Here is a 24,654-nt window from a genome sequence, read left to right on the forward strand (position 1 = left end):
TTAAACAAAGGGTGATGAAAAATATAATCCTCATACTTTTCTTGTTGGTTGTAAGTATATCTGTATATTCTCAGGATGGACCGACAATAGTGATAGAAGATGTTGTTATAAACGAAACAGATTTTCAGGAAACCGGAATTGTTCCGATCAGAAGTGTTTTCAATCAGGAAATAAGTTTAAGTGTTGAATATCGTTATTTTAATCCGGAAACAGGAAATTTTGAAGAACCGGCTCTTCCTCCATCAAACTTTCATAAAATAGAATTTGAGTTTTGGGATAAAACCAATAATAGAACACTAACAGGAAGGAAAAGGCTTAAATACTGGGACAGTACCCCGAGCTCTTATAGTGATAAAATACAGATAAGTGCTAATACAGATTATGAGTTTCGTTACTATATATATGAAATAGGTTCTGCAATTTCGTACAGAATAACCTATGTCAAAGACAGATATCCCGTTCCGTCCGAACCTAATGATCCGGTAATAAGTGATCAAAAGTGTGGAGAAGTAACCTTAAGAAGGTCGGGGTCTCCTCCGGAAGGGACTACCTGGTACTGGCAGGGGAAAAATGCAAACGGGACCAGCACTACTAAAGGTGCATGGACTACGTTTAAAGCTAATGAAGGCAGTGGCACCTATTACATACGTGCGCATAACAGCAGTGGATGGAGTACAGGTTCGGGGTCTGTTTATGTAGATATTCCCTCCCCTCCCGACAAGCCGGATGCGCCCTCCGTCAGCAATAACAATGGAAGCACGGTTTTAACCCGTGGAACCCCTCCGGATGGAGTAACCTGGTACTGGCAGGAAACGGAAACAGGGGAGAGCACGTCCAACAGCGATTCAAGTATCGAATTGACCAGTGGGACGGTATATTATCTTAAGGCCCGGCTGAATGATGTAGATTGCTGGGGTCCGGCAAGGGTTATAAATTATACCATAGACGAGCCCAATCTGCCACCTTTTACAGTTGCCGATGAAGACAGGAACTGGGTTTCTACGGTGGCGTATGACATTGATGGAAATATGAAGGCAAACAGCGTATCTTATGCTAATGCTTTGGGGAAACCCGACCAGGTACAAAGCGTAGATGTAAAAACAGGTAAGATCTGGGCGGCACAAACCCTGTACGATCAACAGGGCAGACCGGCTTTTCAAACACTGGGGTCTGCGGTGGATGCTGTAACACCGAACACATTTAAATACAGAAGCGGTTTTATAAAGAAAAGTAACGGTAGCAGTTACACCACAACAGACTTTGATACCAACCCCGATAACCCTGCTACGGTAGGAGCCCAGGCCGGTACCCTGGGATGGTATTACAGCAACAACAATACGGCCGAACCTTACCAGGATATTACTTCATACCCTTTTATAAGACAGGTATACAGTGACCTTAATCCCGGAAGTGTATTAAAAACTATCGGAGGCAACAAGGTTAACGGCGCCTGGCCGCAAAGCTATACCTTTACCATGCCGGCTTCCGGGGAACTATCGCAAACCGTGGCTTTTGGAGAAAGCAAATACAATACCGTAAAAACAGTAAAAACTGTTAGCCGTGATGTCCATGGGGTCGAAAATGTGGTATTTACCGATACGGATGGCAAAACCCTGGCTGTAGCCCGAAGTGGCGGAGGCAGTGCTCGTAGTATGACCGCAGCCATAGGAGAACAGGGCTTTATAGATATCCATGTTCCTTCCGGGACTACGGGCTTTTCTATTGCTAAGCCTTCCGGAGTACAGACAGTGATTTATAACCTGATCACAGAAGCCAAAACTACAACAGCTACTACTTCTCTACCTCATGGTTTTTACCGGGTAGCCGTGACCAATCCTGATGGTTATAATCCCTCCAACCCTGTAAAAGTAACCTATAAGGAAAATTATTACGACTATGCCCTGTACGAATATGACAAGGCGGGGAACCTGGTTGCTTCTTACCAGCCTTATGGCAATACCAAATCAGCTAAACCCAAGACTACGTATCGATACAATGCCCTCGGGCAACTGGTCTATACCAACAGCCCGGACGAAGGCGAAGCCTGGTTTAGATATCGTAAGGACGGGCAGATCCGCTTTTCGCAAAACAGTGTGCAAAAAGCAACCGGGGAGTTTTCCTATACCAATTACGATAAGCAGGCCAGACCGGTAGAAAGCGGTGTAGTGGTAAGCACGGCCTTTAATACGGCCGATCCGGATACGAACACTTTGCCTTCCGGAACCAGAAAGGAACGGCAGTTCACAGTTTATGATACGGGTGAGGACATAGCTGCAGGAGGAAATACCCGGGCACAGAGCTTTGTGGTCGGCAATGTAGCCAAAACCCGTAATGCTTATACGACTACCTGGTATAGTTATGATGTTTACGGCAGGGTGACCTGGATGGTTCAGGATATTGCCGGGGTGGGCAAAAAGACCATAGACTATGAGTACCACCCGGTAAGCGGGCTGGTAAGCCGGGTCGTTTATCAGAAAGATGCAGCTTCGGAGCGCTTTATCCACAAATACACTTATAACGAAGCAGACCAGCTTGTTAAGGTGGAAACGTCCACCGATGGAAACAGCTATGCCACGAGGGCAACTTATACTTATTATGAAAACGGCAACCTGAAACGAACCGAATTGGGCAATAACCTGCAGGGTATAGACTATGTATATAACCTCGCCGGGCAGTTAAAGAGTATCAATCATCCTGCCCTCAGTGCTGCCAAAGATCCGGGGAATGATGGCAATGACATTTTCGGGATGGCGGTGGATTATCATCAAAACGATTATATGCGTAATAGTAGTGCCCTGGCTCCCACCACCTATGGTACGGATCGGCTGGACGGTAATATTAAAGGGATTCGCTGGAACAACAAACACCGGCCCCTCACAGGTGCCGAGAATGCCTACAGCTATACGTATAACCGTAGTAACTGGCTGGCAGCCGCTACCTACGGGCAATATTCCGAATCTTCCGGTTCGGATACAGATGCGGACATCACTTCTACTGCCGTTACCGAAAGCGGAAGCACGCTTCCCCTGGAAGCGACCAATAGTATTGTTTTAAAACCCGGTTTTCACGCCAAGGCGGGGAGTACTTTTACAGCCAGGATCGTCCGGGCAGATGGTTTTGAAGAGCATGCCAAAGGCGATTATAATGTGGCATTAACTTATGATGCCAACGGAAACATAAAGACCCTGAACCGCAATAAAAATACGGTAAACGGCAGCAACGCCATGGATAAGCTCTCCTATACCTATAAAAGCGGAAAGCCCAACCGCCTGGATCATGTAGGGGATGCCGCAGGGACGGTAGCCGGGGCTGATGATATAGAAAGCCAGAATGCCGGGAACTATGTTTACAATGCCATAGGCCAACTTGTAGAAAACAAAAAAGAGGGCATAAAGTACACCTATAACGCAGCCGGTTTGGTCATTCAGGTGCAAAAAAATAATGTACCTTTGGTAAAGTTCTTTTATAACGACCGCGGGCAGCGGGTCAGAAAGGAAAGTTATGTCAACGGTTCCCTCTCCAAAACCGGTTATTATGTAAGGGATGCATCGGGGAATGCCATGGCCATTTACCAGGGCACTTCGGCAAAAGAATATCCTATTTATGGCAGTGGCCGCCTCGGAGTGTATTTTAAACAGGGAGGTTCTGCGCTTTACCAGGTTGCTGACCATTTGGGGAATGTACGGGCTTTGATACAGGATGACGGGAACCTGGCCGGGGCTACGGATTTTTATCCATTTGGCATGGTAATGCCTGGGCGTACATTACAGAGTGCTGAAGGTTATCGCTATGCCTACCAGGGCCAGGAAAAGGATGCGGAAACAGGGAAAGAAGCTTTTCAGTTAAGGCTATGGGATAGTAGGATAGGCAGGTGGTTGACAACTGACCCTTATGGACAATATAACTCCCCATACCTGGGGATGGGGAATGATCCTATGAATGGCATTGATCCTGATGGAGGGTGGAAGACTAAATTTGGGGCTTGGCTTTATAAAACTTTCAATGGCGGAGGAACTATTGTTGGAGAAAAAGGGAACTGGAGTGTTGCCCAGAGAGGAGATGATGGATGGGATACTTTTGTTAGTAATCATCCTAATGGAAATTTCAATACTGCCGGGGAAATTATGTGGAACAGCGCAGGAATGCGGGGGGTAACAGGTGATGCATTTTCTATAGGTGGAGGTTATGCTGCTAATATATTTGTCGGAGCAGATATTAATGCCGAGTTTACATGGGTAATTAGAGGGAAAGACGCCAGTTTTATACCAAATTTCACTTTAGGTCCTGCTGCTACTATTGGGGATGGTGGAGAGGTAACTGCCTCGGCCTTTTTATCACGTAAGCATTATGTAGGAGCTGTTTCTGATATTAAAGCCCGCGATTTAGGAGGATATTCTGTTTTTGTTGAGGGTGGTTTAACACCTGGTGTAGGCGGGTTTGTAGGAGGAGATGTATCTCTAAGTCCGACAGGGAGGCCAACTTGGGTCAGTGTTTATGGAGGAGTTTCTGCCGGAGCGGAAGCCAGTCCTTTATCCGTAGTAAATATTAAAGCAGGTGTAAGGCATAATACGCTGTTAATTCATAGCAATGGAAATATTTACATCAACAATCCAGTTGAACCGAGCAAAAATTTAATGATAGATAAAAATTTTAATACTGTTTATGAATAATGATCACCATGAAAAAAAGAGGTATAGTTATAGTGTGCATGTTCTCCCTATTTTTTATAGCAGTTATTTTACTTACTCTTAGAGCAAAAAGAATAGCTATAAAAGAAAATTTTAAGGGAGTTGTGAAAAAGGCTTCTATATATGGAGGAAAGGGAGATATAAAAGTTTGGTTAAATGATAGAAGTTCTCATATATTAGATTTGTATGGTGTTAAAAAAGAAGATAATATACATGTAGGAGATTCTTTGTATAAAGAGGCGGGAAGCCCTTGGTTATATCATTATAAAAAGGATAGTTTGGGGAATTATTATCTCTATAGATCACATGTGTGGAGTATGGCTCTTTAATAAGAAAAGTTATGCCAATAGTACTTTAGCAAAAACGAACTATAAGGGATGCATCGGGGAATGCTCTGGCCATTTATCAGGGAACTTCGGCAAAGGAATATCCTATTTATGGCAGTGGCCGCCTCGGAGTGTATTTTAAACAGGGAGGTACTGCAATTTACCAAGTGGCTGACCATTTGGGGAATGTACGGGCTTTGATACAGGATGATGGGAATCTGGCCGGAGCTACGGATTTTTATCCGGGAGGCATGTCTATGCCAGGAAGAAAGTTAACTGACGCTGCAGGTTACCGATACGGTTACCAGGGAGAGTTCGCCGAGACTGATGCTGAAACCGGAAAACCTGCTTTTGAGTTGCGGTTATACGACCCAAGGATAAACCGGTGGTTGAGTCCGGATTTATATGGTCAATATTATTCTCCATATCTGTCTATGGGAAATAATTGGGCCAATGAGATAGACCCGGATGGAGGGTTTTCAGATTGTCCGGATTGCCCCGATCCGGTTACGGGAGGTTATACTGAAGGGCAATCGTATTTATCTTCCGATGGAAATTCGTATCTGCATTTGGGAGATTTTGGATGGGCAAGTGCGCCGGAAGTGCAGGTTGGTCCTGGTGCTGGATTCTCTTTAGTTGGTTCAGGTGCGCCGGCATACAATTTTGGGGATAAAATTGCCCCTGCCATATGGGAATTATCGGGATTTGATCATTTAAAAGCTGAAATAGCGGAGAATGTAAATGGGTATCGTACGGTATCCCAATTCGAAGGAAACTATTTAATTAATGATGCGGGGCGTACGTTTCAATTTGAGCCCTCCAGTAACATAAAAGGAGGAGCAGGAGCTATTGAATTAATTGCCGGAGGGCCAACTAGGGCCATACAAGGAATAAATTTACTAACGAAAGGTTCAAAGGCTCTTCATAAGCATCATGTTTTGCCACAACAATTCAGAAAATGGTTTTCTTCTCGTGGAATAAAAAATATAGATGATTACGCAATTGAAATAAGTCAATCAACACATTTAAGAGGAGTTCACGGAAGAGGTTTTGGAAAACTGCCCGGGAGATGGAACAAAGAATGGAAAGAATTTATAAAGACAAATCCTAATGCTACACCATCAGAAATTTTTCACAAAGCAGAAGGAATGTTAAAAGATTTTGGATTAGAACATCTTCCATATATCAAATATTAAGCACTTGAAATCATGAACAATATCTCTACAAAAGGTGAGAATATCTCATTAAAAATAAATGAAATATATTTTGTTATAGATGCCCTGTATTTGGATGAAATTAAAGAAAAAATAGATAAACTACAAATTGATAATTTAGAGCAAGACATAAAAGAAATTGTTTTTCCCTATACTGATACCCCTTTCGGGAAATTCATCACTTTTGAAAATTTATTTGAGATAATTAGAATTAAAAAAGCTAGCTATGACGAATATAGAGATTTTAATGAGAATTATTTTTCAACAGATACTGGTCTTTTGGTAATAATAAGAAAATCAATACTCATTGAATTTGCTAGAGAGTTTAATTATGATGATTTGTTAGATACTAATATGGATGATATAAATTTAACTTATTGGCATGAAGTTACGAGGTCATTTGAGAAACAGGATATTGCATTGATACTAGCCCCAGGAATAGAATCGGATTTTGAATTTAAGGGCAGCGGTTTTTACAAAATAAAGTAATTTCTTTTCTGAATAGAGTACCAAGCTACTTTAACATTTGCGGCCATTATAGGAACAGACACAAATGGAGGAATACAACAAGTATATTTTCCTAAATATCCTGACCAGATGTCTGTTTATGGTTCTGTAGACAGCGGCCTAAAGATTACTACAGAATTGGATGTTTCTGCAGGTGTTGGACAAAATTATTTTGTATCTTATTATGATGGGAACACAAAAGATATAACTCCTCAGGAGTACGCAGGAAGGTATTGGGCTATAGAAGGAGCAATTGGAGCATCGGTTGGATTAAACCTCGAAGGACGGGTAGGATATTCTCAAAGTGATCAGGATCGATATGAGGGAAGATGGCATACAGTCTATTTAGGGAAGAGTGTAAGCATTGGCGCTCAACTAGGGACTACTTCTGGTATTTCAGGTTCCATAGCTCATCAGCAGGGAATATCTAAGCATCTTATCAATTATCCATTTCCAGTGAATAGATTTATTCGGCAATTAAAAAATTAAAAATATGAGTAAGAAAATAAAACTGTGGTTTATTTTTTTTGGGATGCCGGTTTTTGCCATTGTTGCTGGGACAGTAATATATTTGAACAATAAAAGGGACAAACAAAAATGGGAAGTTTATTCCAAGCAATATTGGGAACAATGTGATGTAGAGTTTTGTGGAGTGGTTACAAGTAAAAAGGAAATTTATAGAGGAGCTGGATATGTTTGTTTGGATTTAGCTTATGCTAATAAACCCAGTGGGTATACTTTATATATTAATGATAAAGTTTTTGTATGCCAGATAAAAGACGATAAGATTCTTTTTGTTACAGAAGCAGTTCAATTAGAAGTTGGGGATAGTATTTGTTATAACATGAATGGCAGCAAAAATGAGGTAAGATATAGGAATGGAAAGAAGTTTATATCCTTTGAAAATCGTGTTTTTGGAAAAACTTACGTAGATTATAATCCAAATAAATATCAATGTGAATAAATATTATTTACCTGAGCCGAATATAAGGTAGTAGTTACTTGTGGCATCATACCTATACCATAGATTATTATCCTGGTGGAGGCAATGTCGAAATGTACTCTGCAGAGTGCTAAAGATTATCATTATGCTTACCAAGGACAAGGAAAAAATGTATAAACAAATGAAGTGGCATTCTGGCTATGGGAAGGAAAAATTCTATCTAAAAGCGGTTATGGGATAATAGTTTATAAAAGAAACCTTAAATCAAATTTCAAAAAATGAAGCAGTACCTACTATTTACCAGCTTACTTATTTTTACAATGAGTATAGCCTCTGCCCAAGAGAAAGAAGTTGAATTCGGCCTTAAGGCCGGTTTAAATTATTCAAATTTTATCGATAATTATGATGATGATACCCCCGCGAATTACAAAGGCAAAGCCGGTTTTCTTGCAGGGGGATTTGTAAATTTCGGGTTGACAGAAAAAATCTTCATAAGGCCGGAAGTATTATTTTCTCAGCAGGGGAGTAAATATGAAATAAATCCTGATGGAATAAACGTCCACGATCCGAGTGATCCCTTCTATTTGGCAGATGACATTTCCGGAAAAATAAAAGAATCCCTAATCCTGATCCCGGTCATGGCCGGTATTTTTTTAATGGATAACCTGGACGTGGAAGTAGGACCCCAACTCGCATGGGTGGTAAACAGGGATGTCACATATAAAAACAATCCGTATGAAATATTTTTTATCAGGAATGACGATTCCGGGGATTTTGAGTTCGGTGTAAATGCGGGATTGGGATATCATTTTGGAGCGCATTATCGTATAGGGCTCCGGTATACTTACGGCATTACCGAAAGACAAAACCTGCACAGTTCTGTTTTTCAGCTGGGATTGCATTATAAATTATAAATGAAAATAAATGAAAAGATTTATGAAAAAAACAATTACCTCTTGTATACTGTTTTTGGTAATGTATAGTGTATCCTCACAAGAAACGCTACAATCCGTAACGGAGAACGGCAGTGTTACCGACCGTCGCGTAGGATTTTATGCGGGGGGATCGGTAGCCAACAACAATTTTATTGTAGACGGGCTTACTATGGGCTACAAAGACCCTTTAGTGATAAAAAGGAATATGGATTACCTGGGCCTGGCCCTGAATACTGCTGCCATAAGGTTCGATATAGACCATGATGCCCTGGATCAGGCACCTTCTTCTCTGATTTTCATGTATCCTGATTCCGGGATACCTTACCTCAGAAGAATAGGCAATGACCATACCATTTTTAAGATATGGAGTCCGAGGGATGCTGACAATGCCTATGAATCTACCCTGGCCCTGGTCAATGGCGACGGAGAAGAAGAAATTCTGGACCTGTATAACATGAGTTACCCGTCCAATCATTCTTTCGGCCTGCGGATGCAGAAACGGGGTACCGGGGCCTACAAGCCTTTTCACTTTGAATATAGCGACGGCAATGAGACCTACCCGGTATTTACTATGAAACCCGACAAGAGTTCTTATTTCTATGGAAATCTTTGTATAGGTACAGAGGATCACAAAGGATATCAGCTTGCTGTGGCAGGAGATATGGTTTCCGAATCCGTAACGGTAAAACTGAAAAATAACTGGCCGGATTATGTTTTTGAAGAAGACTACAAACTGCAGCCTTTGGAAGAACTTGAGCATTATATCAGGTCTAATAGAAAACTTCCTGAAATCCCTTCGGCCGAAGAAGTAGAGGAAAAAGGGGTGGATCTGGGTGAAATAAACCGGCGTTTATTAGAGAAAATAGAGGAACTAACCTTGTATGTTATCGATCAGAACAAGAGTATTAAACAGTTACAGGAAGAGGTGAAAATATTGAAGCAAGCTGCTGAGAAGAATAAAAATTACGGAAGATGAAAAATACGGTTAATAATGTGTTGCTGCTTATTTTTTTCGCTGCCTTGCTTTTTGCCCCGGAGGTCCGTTCCCAGGAAGCTAAAGGGGAAGGTGTTATTGGCAAAAACAGGTTGCGGGGATTAAATTTAAATGAGAAGCAAAGTTTTGCGGGTGTACGGCCTGCACAAAATAAAGAAAAAAAGAAAAGTAAGCGGGTTTCGCACAGAAAGACAGGAAACAACAAGGGAAATCGGATACAAACAGGAAATTATGTAGGTGTTGGAAAACCGAAGGATAAAGGCTCGGGTAATTTCCGTCAATCAAAAAGTGTGGAAAAGAAGATAAAGCATCAGTCTGCATCAAAGTCACCGGGTAAACCGGCCTTAAATTTAAACCAGGGCACTTATGTGGGGGTAAGACCCAAAAAGAAAAGCGATGAAAAGCAATAAACCGGGAATTTCAAGGGATCAATCAAAATTCCGTATCAAAAGCTGCGCCTGCAGGTATTCCTTCCCGGTGCGGAAATTTTTCTTTTTCTCCAGGTAAAGGTTAACCACCTCGCCATACCCCGTTTGCTGCTCCAGGCGGTACACAAAAGCCAGGATATCGTTAAAACCGCCTTCAACGGTAAGGTTGTAGGTATGTACCTGTAACCCGTCCTTTTCAAAAATATGGGGTTCGTTAAAGGCAATGACTTTTAAATCGAGTTCTTCGGCATTCCGGTTGACCGCTTTCAGCAGGTTATGCTGCATGGAAGTCCCCCCGATCCTGAATTTGCGGAGCAGGGAATCGTAATAGGCATTTTTTTCGTTCAGTACGGACAGTTGCCCGGGAATGTTGTTAAAAAGTGCTTCTTCGGCCTTTAATGTGTTATATTCCCTTTTGGTCCGGATGGTGTTGGAGATGGCCAGCACATAACACAGAATAAGTGCCAGGATAAATCCCGCTACGGCTGCGATATTTTTGTTTCTGGCTGTCATTGCTCCGTTTTTAGGGTTAACAGTATGGAAAAAGCCGAACCGGAAGATGCGGAACCGTATTCGAGTATGGAAACGCTTTCTGTCCATTTACAGGTTTCCAGGGCTTCTACCCATTCGGAGAAAAGCCGGCTGTCTGCAGACTCCCCGGAAACCATGATCCGGTCTTCTTCCAAAAGGATTTCCTGCCCTTCCTTGATCTGTTTTTGCAGCGGTTGATACAGGATTTCCCCGAGTAAAATGGAAGGGGGCAGTTTGGCTACGATACGATCGGTATAAAAGGAACTCCGGGAACCTGAAGTAGCCCGTATGTCGTTAATGATATTTTCTTTCCGGGCTACTTCTTCTTTGAGCTCCATAAAATTTTGTTTGTTGAGGCGGTTGACCTCCGAGGCTTGTTTCAGATCTTCGGTTTTTCCGAAATAATAATTAAATACCATAAAGTTCACCAGCAGCAAAACAAGCAAAAAGGCGAGCCCTCCTCTTACAAAAAGCCGGAAGAAACGCTTGTGATAAAATGCGTTGCGAAAAGAAGCATTTTTAGCCTCAAAGTTGGATGTGGCAGCGTTACTCCCGGTTATCTGCCCTAAAACCCCGGAGAATCCCGGAAGATGAATTCCCGGGATATCCAGGTCGTTGATGACATATGTTTTTTCCGGAAGGTTTTCTTCTTTACGGATATTTTCCAGGCTGTGGTCCCGGAATGAGATCACAGCGTTGGAAATCGCCATTTCCCCGTCTTCGGCAAAGCCGGAAAGGAGGTGCATTTGTAAGGCCCCGAGGGAAAACCCGGAAAGGTTTATTTTCTGGCTCGTAAGCTCCGAAAGCACATTATCTACATATGCTTTACGGCATATCGCGATAAAAATATGTGTTCCCGACCTGACCACTTCATAATAAAAGTCCTCCATTTTAAGATTGGGAAAAGCCTTGTTTACCATAGCGGTTTCATCCCCTTCCTCTGCTTTTTGTACCCTGGTAAGGACATGGCCGGTATTGATAATCAGAAAAACACTGCTGTACCCGGGAATTTTTTCCGTTAAAGCGTCCGGTGAGTCCAGCACCAGGTTTTCCGGAATACGGATTTCATCTTTATGCCTTCGGACAGAGGTAAGCAGCCACTTTGTTTTTCCGGAAACTTCCGTAAGCTCCAGGCCGTGGAAATTATGCCCTTCTTTAAGGTATGTGCCGATGTTTCTGATCATATTTTAATAGATGACCGTAGGTTTGATCAAAACCGTCAGTTTCCTTTTGGAATCTTCCCGTTTCCTGCTGCTGAACAGCCATTTGATAATAGGTATCCTGGATAAAAGAGGAACCCCGCTGCCCGTATCGTTCTTTGTTTTTTCTTCCAGTCCGCCCAAAACTACAAGATCCTGGTCCTGTACCCGGATAATGGAACTGAATTCTCTTGAAGTCAGCCCCGGAGGAGCATCCTCTTCAATGCGCTCACCGCTGAAATCGGACTGGATGACATTGATGTCCAGGGTGATCTGCCCGTCTCCCGAAACCAACGGCTTAATGCTCACGGCCAGTTCGGCGTCTATAGGCATGTAATTCCGGATTTCCGAAGACTGAGGGATTTGCGAACCGTAGTAGTTTTGATTGGTTACCACGTAATATGTAGTTTCACCGATGGATAAACGTGCCCTGTGCCCGTTTAATGTGGATAGCTTGGGGGTAGACCGGATTTTTACATTGCCGTTGGCTTCCATGGCCTTGATCGTAGCAAAAAATTCAGGGACTACCTTACCGATATTGAGCGAACCGAAACCGTCGAATCCACCGATCACCCGGTTTACGGTTTCCGCTCCCAGGGTAATGTCCGTATCGGGAAAAATCCCGCCTTGGGTTTTGACAGGTTCTTCTCCTATCCCCCAGCTGATACCGGTTTCCACGGTGGCCGACCTGCTGACTTCTAACAGCATAACTTCAATAAGAATTACCGGTACGGGTTTATCTATCCGTTTTATAAAAGATTTAAAACGGTTGATGTTTGCCGCCGGGCCGCTGACCAGGAAACTGTTAAGCTCAAAGTCGATTCTAATGTCAAGATCGGCTGTGATCTCATCGGGCAGAATGCTGACCAGAGCTTCTGCTTTGCTGTCGTGCGAACTGAAATTCTCGGAAGAAGTATTCAAAGAAGAAGAACGGTTGTAGCTGTTATTCCGGTTATTCAGGGAGGAAGAATTATTTCCGTAGAGATTTTGATTTTGTCCCAGGTAATTCACCCCTCCGGGAACAGTTCTGCCGGAGGTCCTTCCCGAACTGGCATTTCCCGAAGGGTCACCGAGCAGTTCCACGGACCGGTGCATTAGCTGAATGATCTCCATCTTCCGGACACTGAGCTGGTTGGCCTTCCCGAAAAAGTAAATATGATCTTCCTTTTTATAGGTAAAGTGCCCCCCGGAAGAGGATGGAGGTTGTGAAGGAATGTTGTTGTTATTGTTGGAATTTCTACCGGAATTTCCGTTTGCGGCAACCGTCTGACCATTCTCGAATATCTTTTCCAGGAGTTCGTCAAAAGAGATCTGTTTGGCTTTGAATGTTACGTTGCCCGCATTTTCCAGGGGAGAAGCGGTATAGATATCCAGTTTCAGATCATAACCGATCTCATTGATGATATTGGCAATGGGCGTATTGTTAAAATCCACTTTTAACATCATGGAAGTGGTGTCCAGTATTTCATAATAAAAATTTGCTCCCCTGGGGGCTCGCATGGGCCTGTTTTGCGGAGGAGGGACATTACCGGCCATATCCCCGTCGGGACCCTGTCGGGGATACCTCCTGTCAAAAAGGTAAAAACCGTCGCGCGATTTGGAGTACACCAGGTTGTTCGTGGTAGCCAGGTTTTCCATGGCCTTGTCAAATTCAACATCTTTCAGGTACATTCTGAGCGGAGTGTTTTCCAGTTCAGAACTGTAGAGCAGGTTGTGTCCGGATACGTCGATAATTTTCCGGAACACTTTGCCAAGGGGATCATTATCCAGGTCCATCGAGATGAGGTCATCCGCCGGGTTGTAGTCTACGTGAATTTCATTTTCTACGGGAGGTTCTTCGGGAGGAATGTATTTGTGAATGGACAGAATATTTCCTGTGAAGTCAATATCCAGTTCGTATTCCTTGCAGAGGAAGACTAAGAGATCGGCTACCGTAACATCCGAGAAATTGTTTACTATGGTGATGTTCTGCAATTCGGGAGATACGTTGATGTTGACTTTGTGCACCCTGGATACGGCCATAAGGAATCCGGACAGTGACACATTGTTGACATTGATATCTGTTTTAAAATTCTCGGTGAGTCCCGGACTGTCTACAGACAGTGCTTCCAGATGGTTACGGATACTCGCTATTCGCCCGGCGTCTTTATCCTGGGCGGTAAGCGAAATCCCGATACATAAAAATAAAAGCAGTGTAATTTTTTTTACCATAAAATATCATGTCAGTCCATAAGCAATGCATATACTTCTTCGACAGAGGTTGTTCCGTTCTGTACGAGTTGTACGGCATTGTTCTTTAAGGTGTTAATATTATTTTCCCTGAGGTAGGTTTCAATATCCAGTGTATTGTTTTTGATATGTTCGGCAAGAGCAGCCGTTACGGGAATAATCTCGTAAATAGCTTTTCTCCCGCTATACCCGGTATGGTAACAGGCATTGCATCCGACGGCTTTGAAATGTGTTTTTAACGTATCCGGTACCCGGAAGTTTTCCGGGAATATACTTTTGTCTACAACGGTCTCCGTTTTACAATGATCGCACAATTTACGCACCAGGCGCTGGGCAACACTGACATTCAGCGTACTGGCGATCAAAAAGGAAGGCACCCCCATATCCACCAGCCGCGAAACCGTTGCCCAGGCGGAATTGGTGTGTATGGTAGAAAGGACCAGATGGCCGGTTAACGCTGCCCGTATGGCCATATTGGCGGTTTTTACATCCCGTATTTCCCCTACCATGATTACATCGGGATCCTGCCGGAGAAAGGTTCGCATGGCCGAGGCAAAGTCAAGCCCTATTTTTTCTTTCAGTTGTACCTGGTTTACGCCTTCCAAAGTATACTCTATAGGATCTTCGATAGTGAGAATATTGGTTTTGGAATCGTTAATAAGTTTCAGCGTAGCGTACAGGGTAGTGGTTTTTCCCGAGCCCGTGGGTCCGGATATGAGGATGATACCATTGGGCTTTTTAATATTTTCCGTAAATATTTTTAATTCCCGCTCCGTGAATCCCAGCTCGCCCAGATCAAACCTGCTGGCATCTTTGCTGAGAATTCTAAGTACAATTTTTTCCCCGTGAAGCGTGGGCAGGGAAGATACCCGTATGTCAAATTCATCCGTGTCCGAACTCATCGTGATCCGACCGTCCTGAGGCAATCTTTTTTCACTGATGTCGAGATTGGCCCGGATCTTTATTTTGTTGATGATTACGGGGTATTCCTTTATGGGAATGTGAAATTGTTCTATGAGTTTGCCGTCGAGGCGGTAGCGGACCCTGCAACTTTCTTCATACGGTTCGAAGTGGATATCACTGCTTCCGATCTCCTTGGCCGTAATGAGTATTTTTTCGAGAAAATCGGGGGTGTAATGCAGGCTTCCCCCGGTTTTTTGCTGTGTCTTTCTGTAATTGGCCGTAAGGTACCTGTCTATCTGTTCGGCTGTTTCTTCCCGGAGTTCTACCTTGCAGCCGAGGATAACTTCCAGTTCCTCTCTAAGCCGGGATATATCAACTTCATCCGTTTTAAAGGCAATATGCCCGTTTTGCCTTTCCACAGGGACAATGCGGTAGTGAAAAGCCTGTTCGGCACTGATGAGTTGTTGTAACCCGGTTTCTATGTGATATGTTTTTATATCCATAAGTTCACACCAAATATAGAGAAGGGAAATTACAAAAAACAGAGACACTGAAAACTAATGCAAAAAAAAGGGACATATAGCCGGCCAGGGGGACGGTTTTCTGCAAATGTTTATTTGCGTTCACTCGCTCATCCGCCGGTGTATACATCCTGACAGGGACCTGTGCCTTTTGTTTAAAGAAGAGATGTAATACCAGGGAGAATAAAACCGAAAATACAAACAAAATGGCAAATGTAACGGTGGGAAACCCCAGGCTTACGGCGATAAAAAACCATAGATCCCCCATGCCAAAGCTGGTATTAAGAAAGCGTTTTTTTAGCTTAATGGTTGTATACAAGTAAAGTACAAGTAAAATGATAGCAACAAATGCCATGTTAATCCCGCAGGATATTAAAAATACATACCGGTCCGTATGCAGGAAGTGCAATGTACCGAACAGCAATGCCGCTGCCGGGAATAAAAACACGGAAACCATCCGCGACCTGTAATCCTGGTAAAAGATAACGGCAAGAGTGACAACAAGAAATATTTTGATAAAAAGCATTGTAAATATACTTTAAACGGAACGTAGTTCCGCATACATCTTTTTGGTCAGGAGATCCCTTTTTTCAAAGCCCCGGAAAGGGGGAAGTAGTGGCTTTGAAAATGAAATTCATGGATATACCTGCTGTATATAATTGTTTTTCAGTTTAATCCTGAAACCTAATCTTTGACGGTTTGTTTCGGGACACCGTTCTCATCGATCTCCCAAACATTAAAAACCCCGTTGCCGTTAAAATCCGTTACCGCTTCGGCCCTGGCTTTAAAGGCGGAGTTCGTGGCTTCTATGATCTCGTATTTGTAATTGGCAGTGCCATTGTTATTGACTGTTTTCGGCGGCTCAAAATCCAGTTCGTTAAAATCGGTGGTGAATTTGGAGTACATGTACCTGTAGGTGGTTTGCGCATTGTAGAGGGCTTTCAGCTGGGTTTGCGCTTCCACACTTTTGGCCTTGGTAATGAGTGGCATCAGGTTGGGCAGGGCTATAAGCAATAAAATACCGATAATAGCCAGAACGATCAGCATTTCCTGGAGATTAAAAGCAGGGATTTTTTTGGTTAGCCTGGATGTATGCATAACAACAAAAGTGTTTTGGGATAAAAATACTAAAATTTCGACAGCACTTCAGAGAGAAGGGGAAAAAATAAAAAAACAGTAGTCCGGATTTATAAATAGCACGTGTTTTTTGATGGGGTACAATAGCCTTCCCGGGATTCGGAAAAACTTTGAGGATGATGTAATTTTTAGTTTGATAAGGATTTGATATTAAGTGATTTATATTTTTATTGATGTAGTTTTTGTGCCCTGAATTCCTGCCTGAGATTTATAAATGGCAGGTATGGTTTTTTGCTATTGCTATTTTTTTACGCTATTATTGTGTGTAAAACATTCAGATAAAATCATAATTAGTTAACAAAAGAGTAATATGTTTTGGTTTTATTTGATGAAGTATTAGTGTTGAATTGACCAGACCAAAAATTTTTATGGAGTAATTTTACCTCTTTCCCCCTGAACCTGTAAAATTCGATTTGCTCCGATTTGGTATTAAAAAACTGCTTCTCCGGAACCTCCGGGAGATACAGGGCATAGTATTGTCATAATTTAAACATTTATTGAGTTATACGTATAGTTTCTATATAGTTCTTTGTGCAACGCTGTGCAACCTTTGTGAGTCTCTGTGGTTAAAACAAATGCTGCTGTTGATAAACCACTAAGTACACGAAGTAGGTCACAAAGTACGCAGAGAAGGGCCCTTTTTAAAAGATTCATATGTTTTTAAATGGTCAATAACTTCAATGGACTGTTTATCAGTTGAATAAAAATAGAATTTATGTGTATAACTCAAAACATTTAAAATCAGCGCGGATGAATAAAATTACGCTGCTACTGCTTTTTTCTGCAGTACTGTCATTACAGGCCCAGGAGATCACCACCAACCGGAACCCCGTGGGCCTTGAACACAATATATTGTTTAATGCGCAGGATCGTTATACGGTGACACAGACCGGGAGTGCATCCTTAACGCTTAATACGTTGTTTGACGGGAAATTTGCCCCGTCCTATACAAAAACCAGCCCTCAAACCTCGGATCCGACGGTTATTCTTATTGAAGGGTTACCTCCGAGACATACACAGACCGGGGCCTGGATAGGATGGTCTACACGTCACTGGGCAGCCAGCCGGTTTAGGATTGAGGGGTATGACACTTACAATTCGGCCAATACCTGGCGGGTCATCGCCGATTATTCCGATACCGATTACTCCAGGTCTGATTTTTATGTAAAGATCCCTGTTGGCGGACGTTATACCAAACTTCGGTTCACCTTTTATACGGGTACGGGGACAAACGGCAGACTGGGCGTTTCCGAATTATTTTTTATTCACCCGGAATTTGTAGCTCCTTATGAAGGGCTTTATCAAGGAGTTTCGGTCAATTCCTGGCAAACGGGTAGTGATAAGCTGTATTACGAACAGGGAAATGTGGGTATAGGCACTGCGAATCCTGATAGCCGGCTTGCCGTAAACGGGGTGATCCACAGTAAAGAGGTCAAGGTGGACCTTGACGGCTGGAGCGATTTTGTTTTTGAAGAAGGATATGACCTGCCTACTTTGGAAGAAGTAGAACAACATATCAAGGAAAAAGGGCATTTGAAGGATATCCCCGGTGCGGAAGAAGTAAGGAAAAACGGAATCCGCCTGGGGGATATGGACGCCAGGTTGCTACGGAAAATAGAGGAACTGACTTTATATGCCATACAACTGAAAAAGGAAAATGTACAGTTGAGGGAAGAAAACACACGGCAACAGCAAATGTTGGACACCATACTGGAAAAACTCGATATCGAAATCAAATAACACCGTTAAATACAATTCCAAATGAAAAAACTTTTACTGCTGTTCTCCGCAATTCCCTTAATCTCATATAGCCAGTCCAATACTTTTCCCGCATCCGGGAATGTGGGGATAGGCATTTCCTCGCCCTCAGAGAAACTGGAAGTCCTGGGGAACACGAAATTTATCCGGGGATCGGGAGGGCGGAACTATATAAAAATTGACCATGATGCCGGTGGAAATTACATTACCAGTGACGACCCGGGGACCAATCAGAAAAGTATGTTTATCCAGGTATCGCCTACAGGTCCGGGAAAAACGGACAGGCACCTTTATTTCCGTACCGGGAAAACCGCAACGGGAGGATTAATAACCAGGATGATAATAAAAGGTGGCGGAAACGTAGGGATCGGAACAAATAGTCCGGGAGCAAAACTGGACGTAAACGGTACTTTCCGGGCCACCTACAATGCCTCGGGAGAAAGGAACATATATATGGAAGCCCCGTCCACCGGGAATCATCGGGGTAACGGGACCCAGAATGCTACAGGTTTGGTATATCGTATGGACAATCCGGCTTCGGGAGACCCTATTTTCCAGGTCAGGAGCCAGGGGGAGGCCGTTCGTTTTTTTGTGGAACACGACGGCTGGACCGGGAGTAAGGATAATTCCGCCTGGTTTGGAGGAAGCAAAGGAAATTATTTTAAAGGAAGTGTAGGTATAGGCACAACATCCCCCGATGCCAAGCTGGCGGTGAACGGCGTGGTACACAGTAAAGAAGTTCGGGTAGACCTGAATGGCTGGAGTGATTTTGTTTTTAAAGAAGATTACAACCTCCCCACTTTAAAGGAAGTCGAACAGCATATCAGGGAAAAAGGGCATTTAAAAGACATCCCCAATACTGAAGAAGTTAAGGAAAATGGTATTCATTTAGGGGAGATGAATGCTAAGTTATTACAAAAGATCGAGGAGTTAATATTGTATACAATAGAGCAGGAGAAGAAAATTTCTATCCTAAAAAAACAAGTCACAGAAAATACCGAATTAAAAAATAAGGTCAATAAGCTTGAAAACCTGGTGCAACAGTTATTAAAAGATAAAATTAAGTAATGATGAAACCTATCTGGATCGAGCGAAATGCTTTAACATTTATTCTGATTTTAGGAGTAAATATTTTGTTTTCACAGGACGGACAAGATTTTGAATTACCAAATTTCACGCCTCCCTCTCCTACGGCCTATGAGTTAGGAAGGTTTGGGGAAGTCCCGATAGGCCTATTTACCGGAGCCCCTAATGTAGCTATACCATTAGCTGATTTTAAATCTAAAAGTGTATCGGTGCCGATATCATTAAATTATAGTTCAAATGGGATTAGAGTAGATCAATTATCTACAAAAGTAGGGCTGGGATGGAATTTATTTGCAGGTGGAGTAATTTCAAGGACGGTTAATCAAAATCCGGATGAATTAAGAGGGTATCAGCATCCGGAAGTGATTGATGACAATTTTAGAACCCGGCCCTGGACAGATTACTTTTTTGATATGAGTCAGCAAGTAAGCGGAATTTCACAACCTATACGTATAGATGGAGAACCGGATGTTTTTTCATTTAATTTCCTGGGGCGTACAGGTAAATTTACCTTTAATAATCAGAAACAGATTGTTTTGTTAGATAATATGTCATTAAAGGTCGTATATAACCCCGAAGGAGAGAACGGTTTTCTTATTACCGATGAACAGGGGATGAAATATTATTTTAAAGACAAGGAAGAAACCCGTATGGATGCTATTGGCGGACAAACGGAATATAATAATATTGGGCATTATGTGACGACATCGTGGAGTTTAAGCAGGATAGAAAACCCGAACAATAGCGATATCATATATTTTGAATATGATGATGAAGATTATCAATATGTGGCTTCGCAATCACAGCATGCATATATGTATGTAGATTATCCGAATAACCCTAATGCTAATGTAGGTTGTGTGTTTTGTAATGTCTCTGCTTTATCTCCAAAAGAGAGTCCGGTTATCGATAATATAATGTTAGTTAGAGGGAAGAGGTTATCTCATATCAGCAGCAATAATCCAAATCTTGGATCCATAGACTTCCAGTACAATCAGGTACACTCTGAAGTAAGTGATTATTCATTATTAACATCAGTCCTTTTTAAGGACAAGTCAGATAATACAATTGAAAACATCGTATTGAACTATACTAATTCAAAAAACAGGATGTTTTTAAATGAAGTTACCTTTTCAGATCCTGAAAAAAAATACAGTTTAGACTATATAAACCTTTCCGGACTTCCGGTAAGGTTATCTAAAAGTAAAGACCATTGGGGATTTTATAATGGTAAAAACAATACCGAACTCTTTCCTGATATGTCTTCATCTACTTCTTCGCAAACCCCGGGCAACAGGTTTGCATCAGAATTCGGTGGTGCGAACAGGGAAGTCGATGAAGAAAAAGCCAAAACCGGTCTTTTAAAAAAAATAACATATCCTACCAAAGGATATACCGAAATAGAATATGAAAGTAATACACATCGTACCTCAGAAGAAATAGATGGTGACACGGAAACTGTTCGAATGGTGGTTACCACCGATTCAAATTCTCCTCCTTTTGGAGAAACAGCTGAATCAATAACCTTGAATGATGTCAGTGAAACCGGGGAAATTCCTTTAACAATATCTTTCGGTATTAATTATCCGTCTTGTTTTAATGAGCCTCATCCACCCGAAGCTGATAGAAAGCTATTTATAGAAGTAGAAAATCTTACCGATCCAAATGACGATGACATCATAAGGAAATATGGAACCCCGGCCGGAAGTAATAACCAGGCCATTACCGAAGATGATGCCAGTAATCATGAATATTTTTTAAAGCTTACTGCAAACAATGATTACAGAATTAAAATAAGTGTCTTTTATCCCTGTTTATCCGGAGATGTACGTTTTACTTATCAAACCAGTCCTTCGCAAACCGTAAATGTAAACAAAAAGACCGGGGGGCTCCGTGTGGCTAAAACAACGAATTATGATAACAATAACACCTTTGTTTCGTCTAAAAAATATTATTACGCAGCGAAGGATGCTTTAGATAGATCATCCGGGGATATTAGCTATATGCCAAACTATTTTTCACGGTTCACCATGGTTGGCGCATGTTCTGGTGATAGTGGTTTATGTTGTTCCTGGAGAGCAGATTACGACAGGATAAATTCGAACAACATCAACATGTTATATAGGTCCTCTCTGCAGACAACCAGATATAAATATGTAACAGTTAGTGAAGATGCAGACGACTTTTCCAATGGAGGAATAGAACATAAATTTAAATTGGCTCCCACATTACCCGGGACTCAGATTTTTGGTACATATTCATATGTATATTCTGAAGGGCAGCGGTCCTGGGGAGATGGTTTTGAACTGGAAAAAACATATTTTAAATCAACCGGAACCTCTTTTACTACAGTTCAAAAAGAGATAAATGACTATAAAAGAGACACTAGAAAAGATGAAAAGATATATGGATTTAAGGTTTCAAGAAAATTTCATCTTCCTTGTCGGTCATATAATACTAGTGATCCTGATGAACAGCAATTAATAAGAGCACATGATGAATTAAATGTGACCATGTACTATTTATATACTAACTGGGCATATTTATTTTCTAAAACTGTAAAAAAATATGACGATAACGGCCAAAACCCGGTGACTACAGTAACCAATTACAGTTATGATAATCCCGGTCATTATCAACTAACAAAAAAAGAAACGGTAAGCAGTGAAGGAAAAACAATCGTTTCCAAAAACATGTATCCACAGGATATTCCGTCTGGTAGCAGAACACCCGCCGAAACAAAATTGATCAATCAGCATCGTATCGCTGAAGTTATTGAGACAGAGAATATTGTTACGGACGGAAGTAATAATGTGTTTTCACAAAGTATACGCCATAATGAATATGATGATTTTGGCAACAGTGTAATTCAGCCAAAGTTTATCCAATCCTCTAAAAACGGAGAACCGCCTGAGAACCGTATCGCATATTACAAGTATGACAGGTACGGCAATCCGGAAGAACTTTCCCTGGTAAACGGTCCGCGTATTGTTTATTTGTGGGGTTATAACGGTCAATACCCCATTGCCAAGATAGAAAACGCGACCTCATACAGTAGTATTCCTTCTACGCTGATTACTGCCGCGAAAAATGCGTCCAATAGTGGAACAGAAGCGAATTTAATAAGCGCCTTAGATGATCTCCGGGAGGCCTTACCCACTGCTCAGGTTACGACCTACACGTATAGCCCTTTAATCGGGCTCAGTACTATTACCGACCCCCGTGGTGAAAAAACGACTTATAGCTATGATACCTTTAACCGTTTGCAGTTTATCAGGGATGAGACCAATAAATTATTGGAAGAATATAAATACAATTATAAAAATTAACGAAAGATGAAAAGAAAGTATCTGCTTCTGGTAATCCTGACAATTGGTTATTTCGGTTTTTCTCAAAATCGATTTCCAACTGCAACAAATTCCAATGTAGTTATTGATGGAGGGCGATTACAAATAAAAAAACCATCGACTACGGGCGGATGGGCCCGGGGGGTTCATTATCTGGATCAGAATAATACGCGTTATGCCGGTATGGGGATACTAGGTAGTGGGGAAACCCCCACCCGGATGTATATAGGTTATGGTGCTTCTCCCTGGGCCGGAGGAGCGGGAATGTATATGTTACCGGATGGTAATGTAGGAATTGGCCAGCTGGCCCCCGTAGCTACATTAGATGTGAATGGAACATTCCGGGCCAATTCCAATATGTCGGGAGAAAGAAAAATTTATATGGAAGCCCCGTCCACCGGGAATCATCGGGGTAACGGAACCCAGAATGCTACAGGTTTGGTATATCGTATGGACAATCCGGCTTCGGGAGACCCTATTTTCCAGGTCAGAAGCCAGGGTGAGGCCGTACGTTTTTTTGTGGAACACGACGGATGGACCGGAAGTAATCATAATTCCGCCTGGTTTGGGGGAAGCAAAGGAAATTATTTTAAAGGAAGTGTAGGTATAGGCACAACATCCCCCGATGCCAAACTGGCGGTGAACGGCGTGGTACACAGTAAAGAAGTTCGGGTAGACCTGAATGGCTGGAGTGATTTTGTTTTTAAAGAAGATTACAACCTTCCCACTTTAAAGGAAGTCGAACAGCATATCAGGGAAAAGGGGCATTTAAAGGATATTCCGAGCGCTGAGGAAGTAAAAGAAAACGGGGTTCGCCTGGGAGAGATGGATGCCAGACTGTTGCAGAAGATTGAGGAACTCACCTTGTATACCATTCAATTACAAAAACAGGTAGAGACATTAAGAGCTCAGAACATAAAACAACAACGGGAAATCGACCAACTTAAAACGCAATAAATGATGAAGAGATTTATACTCACCTTTTTCTTGGTTACAATAACGGTCTCACTTTCAAACGGACAGACTGTAGATGTAAAATATTTAAATCCGAAATTCGGAACAGGGGATCCATATAAACATTTTCGGTTTGGAACTTCCGGCGAATACTATGCCGGGTTTATGTGGAACAATACCAATGGAGCGTATGGAAACGGAGACGATTTTACCATTTTCACCTATGGTAACCGCGATATAAACCTTCGAACCGGAACCGGAAATTTTATTGTATTCCCGAGTTCGGGTGGAAATGTGGGGATAGGGACTACAAATCCTCAAAGTAAACTGGACATATACCGAAGAGGAGAGGAGGTTTCTTTACTAAGATTCAGTACCGAACGCCCCTGGGAATTTATACAGACGGGGACCGGAGGTGGTTCGGGTTTGGCTTTAAGATCCAAAGTAAACAGCAAATATTTCAGAATACAATCTCCCGAAGGGGTTAACAATACTGTTTTCTTTACCAGTAACACAGCTTCTGCCAGCAGGGTATACTTAGTGCCACATGGCGGAAGAGTGGGAATAGGAACGGGGTCCCCTGATGCTGAACTCACGGTAAAAGGCAAAATCCATACTCAGGAAGTCAAGGTTGACTTGAATGGATCAGTAGCCCCGGACTATGTCTTTAAGGAGGGCTATGAGCTGCGTTCCCTGGAAGAAGTACAGGCTCATATTAAGGAAAAAGGGCACTTGCCGGGGATTCCTTCAGCGGAAGAGATGAAAGAGGAAGGGGTTAATCTAAAAGAGATGAATTTGAAATTGTTGGAGAAGGTGGAGGAGTTAACACTTTACGTAATACAATTAAAGAAAGAAAACGGAAAACTCAAGGAAAGCGTGGAGGTACTCGAATATAATTTGAAAAATTAACTAAATGGCAGGCTTTTTTAGTTTTAAGAAGTTGTTTGTACTTCT

At 42.2% G+C, this 24,654-nt stretch carries 20 protein-coding genes; 15 read left to right on the forward strand and 5 right to left on the reverse strand.

The annotated features are described in order from the left end of the window. The first annotated feature begins 14 nt into the window (after positions 1 to 14). From LS482_RS09640 to LS482_RS09680, 9 genes are all read left to right on the forward strand, one after another. Positions 15 to 4,670 carry an RHS repeat domain-containing protein gene (locus tag LS482_RS09640; protein WP_233031573.1) on the forward strand — a complete coding sequence of 1,552 codons (4,656 nt, stop codon included), beginning with the start codon at positions 15 to 17 and terminating at the stop codon, positions 4,668 to 4,670. Between the two features lie 8 nt (positions 4,671 to 4,678). Next, positions 4,679 to 5,017 carry a hypothetical protein gene (locus tag LS482_RS09645; RefSeq protein ID WP_233031574.1) on the forward strand — a complete coding sequence of 113 codons (339 nt, stop codon included), beginning with the start codon at positions 4,679 to 4,681 and terminating at the stop codon, positions 5,015 to 5,017. A 248-nt stretch (positions 5,018 to 5,265) separates the two neighbouring features. Beyond that, positions 5,266 to 6,210, forward strand: coding sequence for a DUF2380 domain-containing protein (locus tag LS482_RS09650; protein WP_233031575.1), 945 nt, complete (start codon positions 5,266 to 5,268; stop codon positions 6,208 to 6,210). 12 nt (positions 6,211 to 6,222) lie between these two features. Further along, a complete protein-coding gene (locus tag LS482_RS09655) occupies positions 6,223 to 6,717 on the forward strand; it encodes a hypothetical protein (protein WP_233031576.1) in 495 nt (164 codons plus the stop codon). Between the two features lie 108 nt (positions 6,718 to 6,825). Beyond that, positions 6,826 to 7,224 carry a hypothetical protein gene (locus LS482_RS09660; protein WP_233031577.1) on the forward strand — a complete coding sequence of 133 codons (399 nt, stop codon included), beginning with the start codon at positions 6,826 to 6,828 and terminating at the stop codon, positions 7,222 to 7,224. Positions 7,225 to 7,228: 4 nt separating this feature from the next. Beyond that, a complete protein-coding gene (locus LS482_RS09665; protein WP_233031578.1) occupies positions 7,229 to 7,699 on the forward strand; it encodes a hypothetical protein in 471 nt (156 codons plus the stop codon). Between the two features lie 257 nt (positions 7,700 to 7,956). After that, positions 7,957 to 8,592, forward strand: a complete 636-nt coding sequence (locus tag LS482_RS09670; RefSeq protein ID WP_233031579.1) for a porin family protein — start codon at positions 7,957 to 7,959, stop codon at positions 8,590 to 8,592. A gap of 22 nt (positions 8,593 to 8,614) precedes the next feature. Next, positions 8,615 to 9,589, forward strand: a complete 975-nt coding sequence (locus LS482_RS09675; RefSeq protein WP_233031580.1) for a hypothetical protein — start codon at positions 8,615 to 8,617, stop codon at positions 9,587 to 9,589. Further along, complete coding sequence (locus tag LS482_RS09680) at positions 9,586 to 10,017, forward strand: hypothetical protein (RefSeq protein ID WP_233031581.1); 432 nt, start codon at positions 9,586 to 9,588, stop codon at positions 10,015 to 10,017. Before LS482_RS09675 ends, LS482_RS09680 begins: the two co-directional genes overlap by 4 nt. 18 nt (positions 10,018 to 10,035) lie before the next feature. Here LS482_RS09680 and LS482_RS09685 read toward each other — a convergent pair whose 3' ends face one another. From LS482_RS09685 to LS482_RS09700, 4 genes are read right to left on the reverse strand one after another with little or no spacing between them, the layout of a single operon-like run. Beyond that, positions 10,036 to 10,548 carry a hypothetical protein gene (locus LS482_RS09685; RefSeq protein ID WP_233031582.1) on the reverse strand — a complete coding sequence of 171 codons (513 nt, stop codon included), beginning with the start codon at positions 10,546 to 10,548 and terminating at the stop codon, positions 10,036 to 10,038. Then, the gene (locus LS482_RS09690) at positions 10,545 to 11,750 is read right to left on the reverse strand and encodes a hypothetical protein (protein ID WP_233031583.1); all 1,206 of its coding nucleotides are present in this window, start codon (positions 11,748 to 11,750) and stop codon (positions 10,545 to 10,547) included. The genes LS482_RS09685 and LS482_RS09690 overlap by 4 nt, the downstream gene beginning before the upstream one ends. 3 nt (positions 11,751 to 11,753) lie before the next feature. Further along, positions 11,754 to 13,976: a type II secretion system protein GspD gene (locus LS482_RS09695; protein ID WP_233031584.1), complete on the reverse strand. Its 2,223-nt coding sequence runs from the start codon at positions 13,974 to 13,976 to the stop codon at positions 11,754 to 11,756. An 11-nt stretch (positions 13,977 to 13,987) separates the two neighbouring features. Beyond that, positions 13,988 to 15,400 carry a GspE/PulE family protein gene (locus tag LS482_RS09700; RefSeq protein WP_233031585.1) on the reverse strand — a complete coding sequence of 471 codons (1,413 nt, stop codon included), beginning with the start codon at positions 15,398 to 15,400 and terminating at the stop codon, positions 13,988 to 13,990. Between the two features lie 353 nt (positions 15,401 to 15,753). On the opposite strand from LS482_RS09700, the gene LS482_RS21690 reads away from it, so the two are divergent. After that, a complete protein-coding gene (locus LS482_RS21690; protein ID WP_302849401.1) occupies positions 15,754 to 15,888 on the forward strand; it encodes a hypothetical protein in 135 nt (44 codons plus the stop codon). A 214-nt stretch (positions 15,889 to 16,102) separates the two neighbouring features. On the opposite strand, the gene LS482_RS09705 is transcribed toward LS482_RS21690, so the two are convergent. Then, positions 16,103 to 16,516: a type IV pilin-like G/H family protein gene (locus tag LS482_RS09705; RefSeq protein ID WP_233031586.1), complete on the reverse strand. Its 414-nt coding sequence runs from the start codon at positions 16,514 to 16,516 to the stop codon at positions 16,103 to 16,105. Positions 16,517 to 17,305: 789 nt separating this feature from the next. On the opposite strand from LS482_RS09705, the gene LS482_RS09710 reads away from it, so the two are divergent. The 5 genes from LS482_RS09710 to LS482_RS09730 are packed head-to-tail and all read left to right on the forward strand — an operon-like array spanning position 17,306 to position 24,609. Beyond that, entirely contained in the window at positions 17,306 to 18,295 is a 990-nt protein-coding gene (locus LS482_RS09710) for a hypothetical protein (RefSeq protein ID WP_233031587.1), read from the forward strand. Positions 18,296 to 18,316: 21 nt separating this feature from the next. After that, positions 18,317 to 19,381 (forward strand): hypothetical protein, encoded by a 1,065-nt coding sequence (locus LS482_RS09715; protein ID WP_233031588.1) that lies wholly within the window; start codon positions 18,317 to 18,319, stop codon positions 19,379 to 19,381. Next, positions 19,381 to 22,728, forward strand: a complete 3,348-nt coding sequence (locus tag LS482_RS09720) for an RHS repeat domain-containing protein (protein ID WP_233031589.1) — start codon at positions 19,381 to 19,383, stop codon at positions 22,726 to 22,728. The genes LS482_RS09715 and LS482_RS09720 overlap by 1 nt, the downstream gene beginning before the upstream one ends. Before the next feature lie 6 nt (positions 22,729 to 22,734). Beyond that, complete coding sequence (locus LS482_RS09725; protein ID WP_233031590.1) at positions 22,735 to 23,703, forward strand: protein bicaudal D homolog; 969 nt, start codon at positions 22,735 to 22,737, stop codon at positions 23,701 to 23,703. Beyond that, entirely contained in the window at positions 23,704 to 24,609 is a 906-nt protein-coding gene (locus LS482_RS09730) for a tail fiber protein (RefSeq protein WP_233031591.1), read from the forward strand. It abuts the gene before it with no gap. Positions 24,610 to 24,654: the final 45 nt, after the last annotated feature.

Source organism: Sinomicrobium kalidii, assembly GCF_021183825.1.
Taxonomy (GTDB): domain Bacteria; phylum Bacteroidota; class Bacteroidia; order Flavobacteriales; family Flavobacteriaceae; genus Sinomicrobium; species Sinomicrobium kalidii.